Genomic DNA, 16,719 nt, shown 5'->3' with positions numbered 1-16,719 from the left:
GGCGTTCACCGGCCCGGGCCCCCGGCCGCCGCCCGGGCGGCGGCGTCCCCGCGCTCCCGCGCCAGCCCGGCGCGGCGCAGAACGACCGCCTGCCGGACGTAGTCGAGCCCGGTGACGACGGTGAGCAGCACCGCCACCGCCATCATCCAGAAGCGGAGCGTGGCGAGCGGCCCGGTGAGCACGAGGACGTACATCCCGACGGCCGTGCCCTGGGCGAGAGTCTTCAGCTTGCCGCCCCGGCTGGCCGGGATGACACCGTGCCGGATCACCCAGAACCGCAGGACCGTGATGCCCAGCTCGCGGAAAAGGATCAGACCGGTCACCCACCAGGGCAGGTCGGAGAGGGCGGAAAGGCAGATCAGCGCCGCACCCATGATCGCCTTGTCGGCAATCGGGTCGGCGATCTTGCCGAAGTCGGTGACGAGGTTGTAGCGCCGGGCCAGCTGGCCGTCGAAGAGATCGGTGATCATGGCGACGGCGAACGCCGCCCAGGCGAAGGAGCGCCAGACCGGGTCGTAGCCGCCGTTGTGCAGCAGGAGGAGCACGAAGCCGGGGACCAGCAGCAGCCGCACCATGGTCAGGACGTTGGCGATGTTCCAGAGCCCGGCCTGGCGCACGGCCACCGCCGTGGCGCCCGCCGCGACTCCGGCGCGGGCCTGGGCCCGCCCCTGACCTCCCGCCGCGGAGGCGGGTACTCCGGTCATGTGCCCGCCTCCTCGGTACGGCGTGCAGCGCCGGACGGCGCCTCCCCGCCGAGAGCGGGGGACGGTTCGGCGACGAGGTCCACGCCCTCGGTCGCCACCACCTTCGCTTCGACCATACGTCCGGGCGCCAGCCCGCGGGAGTCCGTGAGGAGGATCTGCCCGTCGGTCTCCGGCGCCTGGTGCGCACCGCGGCCGACCGCCCCCTCCTCCTCGTCCACGGATTCGACGAGAACCCGCACCGTCTCGCCGAGCCGCTCCTCGGCGCGCTGGGCCGTCAGCTCCTCGGCGAGCCGGGAGATGTGCGCGAGGCGTTCGGCGACGGTGTCCTCGTCCAGCTTGCCCTCGTAGGCCGCCGCCTCGGTGCCCTCCTCGTCGGAGTATCCGAAGACGCCGATGGCGTCCAGCCGCGCCCCGGTGAGGAAGCGCTCCAGTTCGGCGAGGTCGTCCTCGGTCTCGCCGGGGAAGCCGACGATGAAGTTGGAGCGGACGCCGGCCTGCGGGGCCCGGGAGCGGATCGTGCCGAGGAGTTCCAGGAAGCGGTCGGTGTCCCCGAAGCGGCGCATCGCCCGCAGCACGCCGGGCGCCGAGTGCTGGAAGGACAGGTCGAAGTAGGGCGCGACCTTCGGGGTGGAGGTGAGGACGTCGATGAGACCGGGACGCATCTCGGCGGGCTGCAGATAGCTGACCCGGATCCGCTCGATGCCGTCGACCTCCGCGAGCTCCGGCAGCAGCGTCTCCAGCAGCCGGATGTCGCCCAGGTCCTTGCCGTAGGAGGTGTTGTTCTCGGAGACCAGCATGATCTCCTTCACGCCCTGACCGGCCAGCCACCGGGTCTCCCCCAGCACATCCGCGGGACGGCGGGAGATGAAGGAGCCGCGGAAGGCGGGGATGGCGCAGAACGAGCAGCGCCGGTCGCAGCCGGAGGCCAGCTTGACCGAGGCGACGGGGCTGTCGTCCAGGCGGCGGCGGAGCGGTGCGCGCGGGCCGGAGGCGGGCGCGATTCCCTCGGGCAGGTCATCCGCCGCGGCCGCCGGGGCGGGGACCGTTCCGTGGCCGGGGAGCGCCACCTCGGCGCCCTGCCGCTCCGCGGGGCTGATGGGCAGCAGCTTGCGCCGGTCCCGGGGGGTGTGCGAGGCGTGGACGCCGCCGGAGAGGATGGTCTGCAGGCGGTCGGAGATGTCGGCGTAGTCGTCGAAGCCGAGGACGCCGTCGGCCTCCGGGAGGGCCGCGGCGAGCTCCTTGCCGTACCGCTCGGCCATGCAGCCCACGGCGACGACGGCCTGGGTGCGGGCACCGCCCTCGGACGCCGCCGTCTTGAGGTCGTTCGCCTCCAGCAGGGCGTCCACGGAGTCCTTCTTGGCGGCCTCGACGAAGCCGCAGGTGTTGACGACGGCCACATCCGCGTCGGCGGCCTCCGGGACGAGCTCCCAGCCATCCGCCGCCAGACGGCCTGCGAGCTCCTCCGAGTCCACCTCGTTGCGAGCGCAGCCTAGGGTGACAAGTGCGACGGTACGGCGTTCGGGCATGTGCTCAGCCTACTTTGTCCCGCGGACAGCCCTGCCCCAGGTCTCCGGACCCGGCGGCCCGCCCCTCGCCGCGGGTGCCGCTCCACCGCCGCCGGATCAGCCGGCCTGCGGGTCGCCCTTGGTGTAGGTGAGCCGCTGGACCTCCCCGGGCGCGAACTCGTCCTCGACCTCCTTGCCGTTGACGAAGAGCTGCACCGCGCCGGCGTTGCCGAGGATCAGGTCGATGCGTTCCTTGTCGGTGAAGGTCTTGGAGGCGCCTTCCTTGATCACGCCCTGGTGCAGCACCTTGCCGTTGTGGTTCTTCGCCAGAATCCAGCTGGCGCCCTCCGCGGCGGTCAGCTTGACCGTCACCTTGTCCGCGGGCGCGGCGGCGATGGCGCTGTCGGTCGGTTCCGGTTTCGGGTCGGACGGCTTGCCGCCCCCGGGCTTCGCGGCCGGGGACTCGGGGGTGGTGTTGTTCGCGACGGTGCCGCCGGCGTCCTCGTCGTCACCGTTGAACAGGGTGAATCCCACGAAACCGACGACGGCGACGATGGCGGCGACCATCGCGGCCGTCCAGTTCGGCCGGGACGGCTCGGGACGGATGCGTTCCGCTTCGAAGAGCGGAGCGGCCGGGGTCGGCTGGGGCCGCCCGCCGTGCTCGGCGTCGTACTGCTCGATGAGAACGGCGGCGTCCACTCCGACGGCACGGGCCAGGGCGCGGATGTGGCCGCGCGCGTACACGTCGCCGCCGCAGCGGGAGAAGTCGTCCTGCTCGATCGCATGGATGATCGGGATGCGCACGCGCGTGACCGTACTGACCGAGTCGACGGTCAGTCCGGCGTCGATGCGGGCCTGCTGGAGCGCGCGCCCGACGGAAGGCCGGTCGTCTGCGGGGGAGTTACCCAAGGACACGGGGAGGCCTTTCGAGCGTGTAGCCACCTGCTGGAAGTTCAGTCTACGGGGGGTGCGAAAGGGCGCGGCAACCGGGAGGGCCGGGTGTGTACGCCATCGGACGGGCGGGCCCCTCCGATGATCCACACATACCCCTGTCGTCTCATCCCATGTGACGCCGCAACAGGCGAAACGGTTGTACCGCTCCACCCTTACGAAGGATTCTCCCCACGAATCGTTGCCAGCACTCCGTCCAATTCATCCGCCTTCACCAGGACATCCCGCGCTTTGGACCCCTCGCTCGGCCCCACCACCCCGCGCGACTCCATGAGGTCCATCAGCCGGCCCGCCTTGGCGAATCCCACCCGCAGCTTGCGCTGGAGCATCGAGGTGGAGCCGAACTGGGTGGAGACCACCAGTTCCGCCGCCTGGCACAGCAGGTCGAGATCGTCGCCGATCTCCTCGTCGATCTCCTTCTTCTTCGAGGAGCCGACCGTGACGTCGTCCCGGAAGACCGGCGCCATCTGCTGCTTGCAGTGCGCGACGACGGCCTTGATCTCGTCCTCGGTGACGAAGGCGCCCTGCATCCGGGTCGGCTTCCCCGCGCCCATCGGCAGGAACAGCCCGTCGCCCTTGCCGATCAGCTTGTCCGCCCCGGGCTGGTCCAGGATGACCCGGCTGTCGGCGAGGGAGGACGTCGCGAACGCCAGCCGCGACGGGACATTGGCCTTGATCAGGCCGGTGACCACGTCCACGCTCGGCCGCTGGGTGGCCAGCACCAGGTGGATACCGGCGGCGCGGGCGAGCTGGGTGATCCGCACGATCGCGTCCTCGACGTCCCGCGGCGCGACCATCATCAAATCCGCCAGCTCGTCCACGATCACCAGCAGATACGGATACGGCTGCAGCTCCCGCTCGCTGCCCTCCGGCGCCTTCGCCTTGCCGCTGCGCACCGCGGCGTTGAAGTCGTCGATGTGCCGGTAGCCGTAGGCCGCCAGGTCGTCGTAGCGCAGGTCCATCTCCCGGACGACCCACTGGAGCGCCTCGGCCGCACGCTTCGGATTGGTGATGATCGGCGTGATCAGGTGCGGGATGCCCTCGTACGCGGTCAGCTCCACCCGCTTGGGGTCGACCAGCACCATCCGCACGTCCTCCGGCGTGGCCCGGACCATGATGGACGTGATCAGGCAGTTGATGCAGGAGGACTTGCCGGAACCGGTGGCGCCGGCCACCAGGATGTGCGGCATCTTCGCGAGGTTGGCCATCACATAGCCGCCCTCGACGTCCTTGCCCAGGGCCACCAGCATGGGATGCTCGTCGCCCGCGGCGTCGGCCAGCCGCAGGACGTCCCCGAGATTGACCATCTCCCGGTCCGTGTTGGGGATCTCGATGCCGACGGCGGACTTGCCGGGGATGGGGCTGATGATCCGCACGTCGGGGCTGGCCACGGCGTAGGCGATGTTCTTGGTGAGCGCGGTGATCCGCTCGACCTTGACCGCCGGGCCGAGTTCGACCTCGTAGCGGGTCACCGTCGGTCCGCGGGTGAAGCCGGTGACGGCGGCGTCCACCTTGAACTCCGTGAACACCGTGGTCAGCGAGGCCACCACGGCGTCGTTCGCGGCACTCCGCGTCTTGCCCGGCCCACCGCGCTCCAGCAGGTCGAGGGAGGGCAGCGCATACGTGATGTCCCCGGAGAGCTGGAGCTGCTCGGCGCGCGGGGGCAGCGCGTCGGCCGGCTCGGGCGCCTTGCGCGTCAGGTCCGGTACGGTCCCGGGGCCGTCCTGCCCCGCGGCCGGCTCCTTCCGCATCCGTCCGGCCGCCGGAGCGGCGGACACCGCGGCGGTCGCCGCCTCCTCCGCCTCCCGGGCTCCCGGGACCTCGGCCGTGCGCTCGGACGCGACACCGTGGCTCAGCCCGGCGACCACCGGCGAGGGCTGCACCCCGTGCAGCACGGCACCGTCCACGGAGGCCGCGCCGGCGGCCGCCGCGTCCACGGCCTCCGACGACCGACCCGCGGTGTGCGCTCCGCGCGCGCGACGGGACTTCCGCCGCCGCGAGAGCGCCTCCTCCTCGGCACCGTCCGGGTCGGCGGCCGCCGCGCCTGCCCGGGAGGCCCCGCGGCGCGGCTCGTGGTCGAGCGTCCGGCGCCACTCCTGCTCGTACGCCACGTCGTCGGGCGCCGGTGCCTGTGCCGCGGCGGCGGCTTCCAGGATCCCGAGCCGCACACCGAGCAGCCGCAGCCGCTGCGGAATGGCGTTGACGGGAGTCGCCGTGACGACCAGCAGCCCGAAGACCGTGACCAGCACCAGCAGAGGGACGGCCAGCACCTCGCCGACCGTGAAGATCAGCGGCTTGGAGGCGGCCCAGCCGATCAGTCCGCCGGCGTCCTGGATGGCCTCGGTGCCCTCTCCGCGCCCGGGCGAGCCGCACGCCATGTGGACCTGCCCGAGCACCCCGATGACGAGGGCGGAGAGGCCGATCACGATCCGCCCGTTGGCCTCCGGCTTCTCCGGATGCCGGATGAGCCGCACGGCGACGGTGCCCAGCAGCAGCGGCGCCAGCAGATCCAGCCGGCCGAACGCTCCGGTGACGAGCATCTCCACCAGATCGCCGACCGGTCCCTCGAGGCTGGACCAGGTGCCGGCCGCCACGACGAGGGCCAGGCCGAGCAGCAGCAGCGCCAGCCCGTCCTTGCGGTGGGCCGGGTCGAGGTTCCTGGCGCCGCGCCCGACGCCGCGGAACAGTGCGCCGACCAGGTGGGCGAGGCCGAGCCACACCGCCCGCACCAGGCGGAGGACACCCCCGGTCGGTGAGGGAGCGGGTTTGGCCGCCGCCTTCTTAACGGGGGCCCGCTTCGCCGGCGCCTTCCTTGCCGGGGTCTTCTTCGCGGGAGCCTTCTTCGCGGCGCCCCCGGCACGGCCACCGCGCGCCTGAGAGGTGCCCGCTGCGCCCTGGGAACCCTTGCCGGACGTACGTGAGGCCATGGGGCGAGGTTACCGGTGCCGGGCGGACGGTACACGTGTGGCCACTGGTTGACCCGTTCGTGTCGCGCTACGGACGTCGTGGGTGACGTGGCGTCAAGCCCGCTCAGCCCTGCGGGGGAACCGTTCCGGTGCCGGCCGTGCCGGGCTCCAGGGCGTCCAGTGCCCGCCGCAGACCGGTGAGTTTGCGTTCCAGATGCGCGGCCGTGGCCACGGCGGCCGCGTCCGCGGAGTCGTCCAACTGCTTGGACAGGGCCTCCGCCTGTTCCTCCACCGCGGCGAGCCGCGCGGAGAGTTCGGCGAGCAGCCCGGCCGGCTCCGTCGACTCGCCGGGTTCGGGACGGCTGCCCTCCAGTTGCGCCCGCAACAGCGCCGCCTGCTCGCGCAGTTGGCAGTTCTTCATGTACAGCTCGACGAAGACCGACACCTTGGCCCGCAGGACCCACGGGTCGAAGGGCTTGGAGATGTAGTCCACGGCGCCCGCCGCGTACCCGCGGAAGGTGTGATGGGGGCCGTGGTTGATGGCCGTCAGAAAAATGATCGGAATGTCGCGGGTCCGCTCCCGCCGCTTGATGTGCGCCGCGGTCTCGAAACCGTCCATGCCCGGCATCTGGACGTCCAGCAGGATGACCGCGAAGTCGTCCGTCAGCAGCGCCTTGAGCGCTTCCTCCCCTGACGATGCCCGTACCAGTGTCTGATCGAGCGCGGAGAGAATGGCCTCCAGCGCCAGCAGATTCTCCGGCCGGTCATCGACCAGGAGGATCTTGGCCTTCTGCACCATGGCCCGTCCTCCTCGCCCCGGCGCGGGGCCTCCCCTGCTCGATGAGCGCGGGGAAGCACCGGAGGCCGCCCCAGGGGACGACTCCCTTGCGCCGCCCGTCCTTGTGCCGGTCATCGTAACCGCACCCCGCCTGTCACCACACCCTGTCACCGCGATGTCACTGTGCACACAGCGAAAACGCCACGGAAGACCAGAAGGTTCCCCGGTTGGAGCGTTCCCACACCTGCCCGCACCGGTCAGTCGGCACGCGGCCGCATCCACTGTTCCATGACCGTCAGCAGATGGTCGGTGTCGACCGGTTTGGTCACGTAGTCCGAGGCCCCGGCGTCAATGCTCTTCTCCCGGTCCCCCTTCATCGCCTTCGCGGTGAGCGCGATGATGGGAAGCCCGGCGAACTGGGGCATCCTGCGGATCGCGGCCGTCGTGGCGTACCCGTCCATCTCGGGCATCATGATGTCCATCAGCACCAGCGCCACGTCGTCGTGCTGCTCCAGGACCTCGATGCCCTCGCGCCCGTTCTCGGCGTACAGCACGGAGAGCCCGTGCTGTTCGAGCACACTCGTCAGCGCGAACACGTTGCGGATGTCGTCGTCGACGATCAGCACCTTCTCCCCGTGGAAGCCGCCGCCCCCCGAGCGGGGGACCACCAGGTCCTGGCCGTTGCCGAGCCACGCCTCCGGGGGAGCCGACTGCGGCTCCGCGGAGATCCCCTCCGCCGTTGGCACCGGCGGGAGTTCGGCCCGCGACTCCGCCGCGCGGCGGCGCCCCAGAGCCCGTCCGGCGGCGGCGCGGCGGGGCGCGGGCCGCTCCACCGGCGTGCCCTCACCGATCTCCGCGACGTCCGTCGCCCCGGCCGTCCCCTCGGGCATCCCGTCGGCGCCGCGCCGGCCCCGGCCGCGGTCGGCGGCGGCGGGAGCGAGCTGCGGGTAGCCCTGCGGCGGGAGTTCGCCGGGATTGAGCGGCAGGTACAGCGTGAAGGTCGAGCCGCGGCCCGGTTCGCTCGCGGCGTGGATCTCGCCGCCCAGCAGCCGGGCGATCTCCCGGCTGATGGAGAGGCCGAGGCCCGTGCCGCCGTACTTGCGGCTGGTGGTTCCGTCGGCCTGCTTGAACGCCTCGAAGATCACCCGCATCTTGCTGGCCGCGATGCCGATACCGGTGTCGGTGACCGAGAACGCGATCATCGGGGCGTCCATCTCCTGCAGCGAACCGTGCTCCAGGAGCTGCTCGCGGATGGCGTCCGGCACATCGTTTCCGGCCGGGCGGATGACGAGTTCCACCGCGCCGCCGTCGGTGAACTTCACCGCGTTCGACAGCAGGTTCCGCAGCACCTGCAGGAGCCGCTGCTCGTCGGTGTGCAGCGTGCCCGGCAGCTCCGGGGAGACCCGCACGGAGAAGTCCAGGCCCTTCTCCGCGGTCAGCGGACGGAAGGTCGCCTCGACGTAGTCGACGAGCTGGACCAGGGCGATCCGGGACGGGCTGATGTCCATCTTGCCCGCCTCGACCTTCGACAGATCGAGGATGTCGTTGATCAGCTGAAGCAGATCGGACCCCGCGCCGTGGATCGTCTCGGCGAACTCCACCTGCTTCGGGGAGAGATTGCCGTCCGCGTTGTCGGCGAGCAGCTTGGCCAGGATGAGCAGCGAGTTCAGCGGGGTCCGCAGCTCGTGCGACATGTTGGCCAGGAACTCGGACTTGTAGCGCATGGAGACGGCGAGCTGTTCGGCCCGCTCCTCCAGCACCTGCCGTGCCTCCTCGATCTCGGTGTTCTTCACCTCGATGTCGCGGTTCTGCCGGGCCAGCAGCTCGGCCTTCTCCTCCAGTTCGGCGTTGGACGCCTGGAGAGCCTTCTGGCGGTTCTCCAACTCCTCCGACCGGTCCTGGAGTTGCTCCGTCAGCTCCTGCGACTGCTTGAGCAGCACCTCCGTCTTGGTGTTGACGCTGATGGTGTTGACGCTCGTGGCGATCATCTCGGCGATCTGGTTGAGGAAGTCCTTCTGGATCTGTGTGAAGGGCTGGAAGGAGGCCAGCTCGATCACGCCGAGGACCTGGCCCTCGAAGAGCACCGGCAGGACGATCACATGGGCCGGCGGGGCCTCCCCGAGCCCCGAGGAGATCTTGAGGTAGCCGGGCGGCGCGTTCTCGACCAGAATCGCGCGCTTCTCCTCCGCGGCCGTACCGATGAGCGACTCACCCGGCCGGAAGGCGGTGGGCATCGCCCCCATCGAGTATCCGTACGAGCCGATCAGACGCAGCTCGTAGGAGCCCGCGTCGTCTATGGCGGCGACCTCGGTGCTCTCCGAGTCGGCCGGGGCCGCGAGGAAGAAGGCCCCGTGCTGCGCGGAGACGACCGGGGTCAGCTCGCTCATGATCAGCCGGGCCACGTCGGCGAGGTCGCGGCGGCCCTGCATCAGACCGGAGATCCGCGCGAGGTTGCCCTTGAGCCAGTCCTGCTCCTTGTTGGCGAGCGTGGTCTCGCGCAGGGTCGCGATCATCGTGTTGATGTTGTCCTGGAGCTCCAGGATCTCACCCGCGGCGTCCACGTCGATCTTGAGGTTGAGGTCGCCCCGGGTCACCGCGGCGGCGACCGCGGCGATGGCCCGCACCTGCCGGGTGAGGTTCCCGGCCATCTCGTTCACCGACTCGGTCAGGTCGCGCCAGGTGCCGTCCACGTCGCGCACCCGGGCCTGGCCGCCGAGCTGCCCCTCGGTGCCCACCTCGCGCGCCACCCGCGTCACCTGGTCCGCGAAGGACGAGAGCTGGTCCACCATCGTGTTGATGGTCGTCTTGAGCTCCAGGATCTCCCCGCGCGCGTCCACGTCGATCTTCTTGGTCAGATCGCCCTTGGCGACCGCGGTGGTCACCATCGCGATGTTGCGCACCTGCCCCGTCAGGTTGGACGCCATCGAGTTCACCGACTCGGTGAGGTCCTTCCAGGTGCCGGCGACGCCCGGCACCCGGGCCTGGCCGCCGAGGATGCCCTCCGTGCCCACTTCGCGGGCCACGCGCGTCACCTCGTCGGCGAAGGACGAGAGCGTGGTCACCATCGTGTTGACGGTGTCGGCGAGCTGCGCGACCTCACCGCGCGCCTCCACCGTCACCTTCTTGGTGAGGTCGCCGTTGGCGACCGCGGACGAGACCTGGGCGATGTTCCGCACCTGGATGGTGAGGTTGTTCGCCATCAGGTTGACGTTGTCCGTCAGGTCCTTCCAGATGCCCGACACGTCGCGTACGCGGGCCTGGCCGCCCAGCTGCCCCTCGGTGCCCACCTCGCGCGCCACCCGCGTCACCTGCTCCGCGAACGAGGAGAGGGTGTCGACCATGGTGTTGACGGTGGTGACGAGGGCGAGGATCTCGCCCTTCGCGTCGACGGTCACCTTCTGCGACAGATCGCCGTTGGCCACCGCCGTCGTCACCTGCGCGATGTTCCGCACCTGGGTCGTCAGATTGTTGGCCATGAAGTTGACGGACTGCGTGAGGTCCTTCCAGGTGCCGGAGACGCCCTGCACCTCCGCCTGGCCGCCGAGGATGCCCTCGGTGCCCACCTCGCGGGCGACCCGCGTCACCTGCTCCGCGAACGAGGAGAGCTGGTCCACCATCGTGTTGAGGGTGTTCTTGAGCTCCAGGATCTCCCCGCGCGCGTCCACGTCGATCTTCTGCGAGAGATCACCCCGGGCGACCGCCGTGGCGACCTGCGCGATGTTGCGGACCTGAGCGGTCAGGTTGCCCGCCATGCCGTTCACGGAGTCGGTCAGATCCCGCCAGACCCCGGCCACGCCCGGCACCTGCGCCTGACCGCCCAGCCGGCCCTCCGTGCCGACCTCGCGCGCCACCCGCGTCACCTGGTCGGCGAACGCGGACAGCTGGTCCACCATCGTGTTGATCGTGTTCTTGAGTTCGAGGATCTCGCCGCGCGCGTCCACCTCGATCTTCTGCGAGAGGTCACCCCGGGCGACGGCCGTCGTCACCTGCGCGATCTGGCGCACCTGCGAGGTCAGATTGCCGGCCATGAAGTTGACGGAGTCCGTCAGGTCCTTCCAGGTGCCGGACACCCCGTCGACCCGGGCCTGGCCGCCCAGCCGCCCCTCCGTGCCCACGTCCCTGGCCATCCTGGTGACCTGGTCGGCGAAGGAGGAGAGCTGGTCGACCATCGTGTTGACGGTGTTCTTCAGCTGGAGCATCTCGCCGGAGACGTCGACCGTGACCTTCTGCGACAGATCGCCATTGGCCACCGCCGTCGTCACCTGCGCGATGTTCCGCACCTGACCCGTCAGGTTGCGGAACGCCGTGTTCACCGAATCCGTCAGGTCCTTCCACGTGCCCGCCGCACCCGGCACCTGCGCCTGACCGCCCAGCTCACCCTCGACACCGATCTCCCGCGCCACCCGGGTCACTTCGGCACCGAAGGACGACAACTGGTCCACCATCGTGTTGACGGTGTTCTTCAGCTCCAGCATCTCGCCCGAGACGTCGACCGTGACCTTCTGCGACAGATCGCCATTGGCCACCGCCGTCGTCACCTGCGCGATATCCCGCACCTGACCCGTCAGATTGCGGAACGCCGTGTTCACCGAATCCGTCAGGTCCTTCCACGTGCCCGCCGCACCCGGCACCTGCGCCTGACCGCCCAGCTCACCCTCGGCGCCGACCTCCCGCGCCACACGCGTCACCTCACCCGCGAACGTCCGCAGGGTCTCGGTCATGGTGTTGATCGTCTCGGCGAGCTGCGCCACCTCGCCGCGCGCGCTCACCGTCACCTTCTGCGACAGGTCGCCGTTCGCCACGGCCGTCGTCACCTGGGCGATCCCGCGCACCTGAGCGGTCAGATTGCCCGCCATGATGTTGACGGAGTCCGTCAGGTCCTTCCAGACACCCGCCACCCCGGGCACCTGCGCCTGGCCGCCGAGCTCGCCCTCGGTGCCCACCTCCCGCGCCACGCGCGTCACCTCGGAGGAGAAGGAGGAGAGCTGGTCGACCATCGTGTTGACGGTGTTCTTGAGCTCCAGCATCTCGCCGGCCACGTGCACCGTGACCTTGCGCGACAGATCACCCTTGGCCACCGCCGTGGTGACCAGCGCGATGTCCCGCACCTGCGCCGTCAGCCGGTACGCCATCGTGTTCACGGAATCCGTCAGGTCCTTCCACGAACCCGACATCCCCCGGACCTTGGCCTGGCCCCCGAGCTTGCCCTCGGTGCCCACCTCGCTGGCCACCCGCGTCACCTCGTCGGTGAACGCCGACAGCTGGTCGACGAGCCCGTTGACCGTGCGCCCGACCTTCAGGAACTCACCGCGCAGCGGGTGCGCCGCTCCGTCCGGGTTCTGCGAGCGCAGGTCCATGCGCTGCTCGAGATCGCCCTCGGACACCGCCGACAGCACCCGGCCGACCTCGGAGACCGGGCGCACCAGGTCGTCCACCAGCGCGTTCGTCGCGTCGATCGCCGACGCCCACGAGCCCTCGCACGGGCCCGTCTCCAGCCGCTCGGTGAGCTTGCCCTCACGGCCCACGACCCGGCGGACCCGGGCGATCTCCCCGGTCAGCTGCTGGTTGCGGTCCGCCACCTCGTTGAAAACGGCAGCGATCTCCGCCATGGTGCCGTCACCCGAGACGGTCAGCCGCTTGCGGAAATTACCGTCCCGCATCGCCGACAACGCGGTGAGCAGCCGGTTGAGCGCCGCCGTGTCCACCTCGGTCGTCCCGCCGCCACGAGAGCGCCCGCTCTTCGCGCGCGTCTTGGTGCTTCGCGCCGCTGCGCCCGACTCCACCGTGTCCTCCTGCAGGGTTGACCGTTCTCCCCGGACTCCTGAACCCGCCCAGTGTTTCACCCCGTCCCAACCAGGCCATAACAGTTCGGCAGCATCGCACACCGTCCGACGGCACTCTCCGGGGGGAATCACCCGCGACCGGCATCCTCGCGGACGGCGAAGGTAAGTAACCTTGCATGCGGCTGTCCACCTCCGGCCAAAGCACCGGTGGTGAAGCATGTGACTGGGGAGGCCGGAGAGGCACGGCTGTCAGCCGCCCGGCCAGAGGGAGTGGGATGAAGGAGCGGGGCGAGAGCCTGGTCCGGCAGGACGACACGGACCGCGGCACCGGCCGTCTGCCCGACGGCGCCGGCGGCCCGCACCCCGACACCCCCGCCCTTCCCGGGATGCGCTCCCCCGGCACCGAGACCTTTCCGAGGAGACCAGTGATCAGCGCGCGGGCTACGGCCACCTTCGAGCCGGTCGGGCGCTCGGTCGCCAGCGCCCGTGCCTTCGTCCGCGACACCCTCCAGGGCTGGGGCTGCTCCGACATCGTCGACGACGCGGTCGTCCTCACCAGCGAGCTCGTCACCAACGCCGTGGTCCACGCCGGCACCGCCGCCGACGTCCTCTGCCTGCGCTCCGACGACAGGGTCCGCGTCGAGGTCGCCGACCGCTACCCGGAGCGCGACGTCCCTCTGCAGCACAACGCCGCGCAGGCCGCCAACCCCGACCGGGAGGGCGGCCGCGGACTGATGCTCTGCGGAGCGATCGCCGCCGGCTGGGGCGTGGAGTACAGCTCGACCCACAAGCAGGTCTGGTTCGAGCTCACCCTCCCCGAGCGGCCCGCGGGCACCCGGTCGGCCGGCCCCGCCCTGCCCACCGACGCCCTCCCCGTGGCCGACTCCCGGGTCCGGGTCGCCGTCGTCCAGATCGACCGCGACGGTGCCGTCAGCTCCTGGAACGAGGACGCGGAAGTCCTCTTCGGCCACGAGACCGGGAAGGTCCTCGGCAGACCCCTCACCGACTTCGCCGCCTGGCCGCACACCCCCGGCACCGGCACCGGGATCGCCGAAGCCCTCCAGCTCTCCCGGTGGGAGGGCTCCTACGGCATTCGCGCGGCGGACGGCCGCGTCGTCCCGGTCTACGCCTCCCATCTGCGCGTCCGGGACGCCGACGGCGACCCCTCCACCGTCTGCCTGCTCGTACGCGACCACGAGCGCGCAGTGCTGCAGACGACCCTGCGCGCCCCCGCCTCGGCGGACGGCTCCACCGCCTCCGGGGACCGCCAGGGCACGGCCGCGGACCCCTTCGAGGTCTTCATCGGATCTCCCGCCCCCGACGACCTCGACGGCCTCCTCCAGCGCACCGTCGAGCGCGCCCGCGACATGCTCGACGGCGACGCGGCCTACCTGCTGCTCGCCACGGATGACGAGACCGAACTGGAGGTCCGCGCCTCCACCGGCCTCCCCTCGGCCCGCCAGCGCTTCGCCCGGGTTCCCGTCGAGGCCGGCACCGGACGGTACGGTTCCGCCCGGATGCCCGCCGTCCACGAAGACCTCACCGTCGTCCCCGGCGCCGTCCCGCTCCTCGCCGGTACGGGCATGCGCTCCGTCGTCACCGTCCCTCTCAAGGTCGAGGGCCGGCTCACCGGCTCCCTGGGCGTGGCCGCGGAGGCCGCCGGCCGCTACAGCAACGAGGAGGCCCTGCGCCTGCAGTTCGCGGCCGACCGCATCGCCCTCGCGGTGGAACGGGCCCGCCTCACCGAGCTGGAACGGCTCCGCCGCGGCTCGCTCTCCTTCCTCGTCGAGGCCTCCGATCTGCTCGCGGGCACCCTCGACCGGGACCAGACGCTGGCCCTGATGGCGCAGATGACGGTCCCGACCCTCGCCACCTGGTGCGCCGTCTACACGGTGGCCGACCAGTCCTCCGAGCCCGGGCTCTCCTACGTGCTGCACGAGGACGAGGACCGGATCGACGGCCTCAAGACCCTGCTCGGCAAGGTCCCGCCGCCGGATCCGGTACCGACCCCCGGCGCCCGTGTCTGGACCGCCCCCAGCGACGCGGCCCACTCCGCGGCCCTGCGCAGTTCACTGCGGAACCTCGGCCTCGGTGACGACTCCGGCGCCGCCCACGGCCCCGGACCGTCGCTCGCCACGGCGTCCGCCGTTGGCGGCGAAACGGTCGTCCTGCCCTTGGTGGCCCGTAACCGCGTCATCGGCATGCTCACCCTCGGCAAGCCGTCCGATGAACACTTCCGCCAGGAAATCCTGGAGCTGGCCGAGGACTTGTCCCGGCGGGCCGCTCTCGCCCTGGACAACGCCCGCCTCTACTCCGAGCGCACCGCCATCAGCCAGTCCCTCCAGCGCAGCCTGCTGCCGCCGGAGCTGCCCGATGTGCCCGGCGTCGAGGTCGAGGTGATCTACCGCGCGGCAGGAGAGGGCAATGAGGTCGGCGGCGACTTCTACGACCTCTTCCCGATCCGCGACGGCGCCTACGGCTTCGCCATCGGTGACGTCTGCGGCACCGGCCCCGAGGCCGCCGCCGTCACCGGCCTCGCGCGGCACGCGCTGCGGCTCCTCGCCCGCGAGGGCCTGGGCGGCCCTGCCGTACTGGGGCGGCTCAACGACGCCATCCTGGACGAGGGTGCCCGCAGCCGCTTCCTCACCCTGCTCTACGGCGAGTTGTGGCCGCAGCCCGACGGCAGCGCTCTCCTCAAGGTCGTCTGTGCGGGGCATCCGCAACCCCTGCGCCTGCGGCAGGACGGCAGCGTGGCGCCGGCAGCGGAGCCGCAGCCGCTGCTGGGTGTCATGGAGGACCTCGAACTCTACGAGGAAGAGGTCACCCTGGCCCCCGGCGACGTCCTTCTGTGCGTCACGGACGGGGTCACCGAGCGCCGCGAGGGCACCCGGATGCTCGGCGACGAGGGCCTGGCCGAGGTGCTCACGACGTGCACGGGTCTGACGGCCGGCGCGGTCGCCGCCCGCGTACTCCGCGCCGTGGAGCGCTTCGCCGCCGAACCCGCCTCGGACGACATGGCGATCCTCGCCATGCGGGTCCCGGAGCCGCCCACCGACCCGGCCGTCTGAGCCCGGACATGCGGAAGCCCCCGCCTCACGGCGGGGGCTTCCTGTTCTGAGCCCCAATACGGAATCGAACCGTAGACCTTCTCCTTACCATGGAGACGCTCTGCCGACTGAGCTATTGGGGCGCGGCAACGGGATAGATCATACCCGAGCCGCGGAGCGCTCCCGACCACTCCCCTGCCGGGACCTCGGACGCAGCAGTCCGCCCAGAGCGTTGCAGGCGGACACCACCCGCTGCAGTTCGCGGCGGGAGAGCGACGCGCCGGACGGCAGCGCCAGGGAGTCGTCCGCGGCCCGCTCCGTCTCCGGCAGCCAGAGATCCCGCCGGAAACCGGGCGTCCGGTGGACGGGTGTCTGCACGGGCACCCGGCAGGCTATGCCCTTGTTCCGCAGCACCATCGCGAACGCATCCCGGTCGGGTCGGCCGTTCCCCGGTACGCGCACCACGTACTGCTGATAGGTGTGGCCGGCGCCCGTGGCGACGCGCGGGGTGCGCACGCCCCGGAGCCGGGCGCTCAGATAGGCGGCATGCGCCTGGCGCCGCAGGATCTCCGCGGCCGGGCTTTCGTCCTCCTCGTGGTCGAGGAGCAACAGCCCATGGCGGCGGGCCGTTTCACCGATCCCGGCCAGATCCGCGCGGTGCCCGAACTGATGGACCGGCACGATCGCGGCAGTGCGCGGGGTGACCGCGCCCGCCGCCGCTTCGGCCGAGAGGCAGAAGGAGTCGGCGTCGATGTCGGCGAACACCGGTATGGCACCGGCCGACCGGACGGCGTGCGCCACATCCTGGGTCGCGAACGACGGCATGACGACCTCGTCGCCGACGCCCACACCCGAGTCCCTCAGAGCCCGCTCAAGTCTCTCCGCTGCACGTCCCATAGCTGCAGATGATCCGGGTCCAACATGAACGCCGAGTGGCCCGGAGAACAACGCGAGAAAGCCCTGCCGGGAACCGAAGTTCCCGACAGGGCTTTCACTTAAAAATTGTTCGGCGGCGTCCTACTCTCCCACAGGGTCCCCCCTGCAG

General features: G+C 71.0%; 8 protein-coding genes and 1 tRNA gene. 1 reads left to right on the top strand and 8 read right to left on the bottom strand.

From position 1 onward, the window contains the following. Positions 1-5 precede the first annotated feature (5 nt). The 6 genes from pgsA to IF83_RS0104750 all read right to left on the bottom strand — a co-directional run bounded on the left by pgsA (position 6) and on the right by IF83_RS0104750 (position 12,627). A complete protein-coding gene (pgsA, locus tag IF83_RS0104775) occupies positions 6-704 on the bottom strand; it encodes a CDP-diacylglycerol--glycerol-3-phosphate 3-phosphatidyltransferase (RefSeq protein WP_037678726.1) in 699 nt (232 codons plus the stop codon). Next, complete coding sequence (gene rimO / locus IF83_RS0104770) at positions 701-2,230, bottom strand: 30S ribosomal protein S12 methylthiotransferase RimO (protein WP_030542746.1); 1,530 nt, start codon at positions 2,228-2,230, stop codon at positions 701-703. The genes pgsA and rimO overlap by 4 nt, the downstream gene beginning before the upstream one ends. Before the next feature lie 96 nt (positions 2,231-2,326). Next, positions 2,327-3,124 carry a helix-turn-helix domain-containing protein gene (locus IF83_RS0104765; RefSeq protein WP_030542745.1) on the bottom strand — a complete coding sequence of 266 codons (798 nt, stop codon included), beginning with the start codon at positions 3,122-3,124 and terminating at the stop codon, positions 2,327-2,329. Between the two features lie 191 nt (positions 3,125-3,315). Next, on the bottom strand, positions 3,316-6,087 hold the full coding sequence (locus IF83_RS0104760; protein WP_030542744.1) for a DNA translocase FtsK: 2,772 nt from the start codon (positions 6,085-6,087) through the stop codon (positions 3,316-3,318). A gap of 103 nt (positions 6,088-6,190) precedes the next feature. Continuing rightward, positions 6,191-6,865 (bottom strand): response regulator, encoded by a 675-nt coding sequence (locus IF83_RS0104755; RefSeq protein ID WP_030542743.1) that lies wholly within the window; start codon positions 6,863-6,865, stop codon positions 6,191-6,193. Between the two features lie 236 nt (positions 6,866-7,101). Continuing rightward, a complete protein-coding gene (locus IF83_RS0104750; RefSeq protein WP_078843172.1) occupies positions 7,102-12,627 on the bottom strand; it encodes a HAMP domain-containing protein in 5,526 nt (1,841 codons plus the stop codon). Positions 12,628-13,013: 386 nt separating this feature from the next. Between IF83_RS0104750 and IF83_RS0104745 the strand changes: the two genes are divergently transcribed. After that, the gene (locus tag IF83_RS0104745) at positions 13,014-15,695 is read left to right on the top strand and encodes a SpoIIE family protein phosphatase (RefSeq protein WP_037678766.1); all 2,682 of its coding nucleotides are present in this window, start codon (positions 13,014-13,016) and stop codon (positions 15,693-15,695) included. A gap of 49 nt (positions 15,696-15,744) precedes the next feature. On the opposite strand, the gene IF83_RS0104740 is transcribed toward IF83_RS0104745, so the two are convergent. Both IF83_RS0104740 and IF83_RS0104735 read right to left on the bottom strand, forming a co-directional pair. Further along, positions 15,745-15,817 (bottom strand) — tRNA-Thr (locus tag IF83_RS0104740). 16 nt (positions 15,818-15,833) lie between these two features. Beyond that, positions 15,834-16,622 carry a DegT/DnrJ/EryC1/StrS family aminotransferase gene (locus tag IF83_RS0104735; RefSeq protein WP_279617209.1) on the bottom strand — a complete coding sequence of 263 codons (789 nt, stop codon included), beginning with the start codon at positions 16,620-16,622 and terminating at the stop codon, positions 15,834-15,836. Between the last annotated feature and the right edge of the window lie 97 nt (positions 16,623-16,719).

Origin of the sequence: Streptomyces albus subsp. albus (genome assembly GCF_000719865.1) — a bacterium.
Classification (GTDB): domain Bacteria; phylum Actinomycetota; class Actinomycetes; order Streptomycetales; family Streptomycetaceae; genus Streptomyces; species Streptomyces albus_E.
The sequence above is the reverse complement of the archived record's forward strand: the minus strand, read 5'-3'. Positions and strand labels throughout refer to the sequence as shown.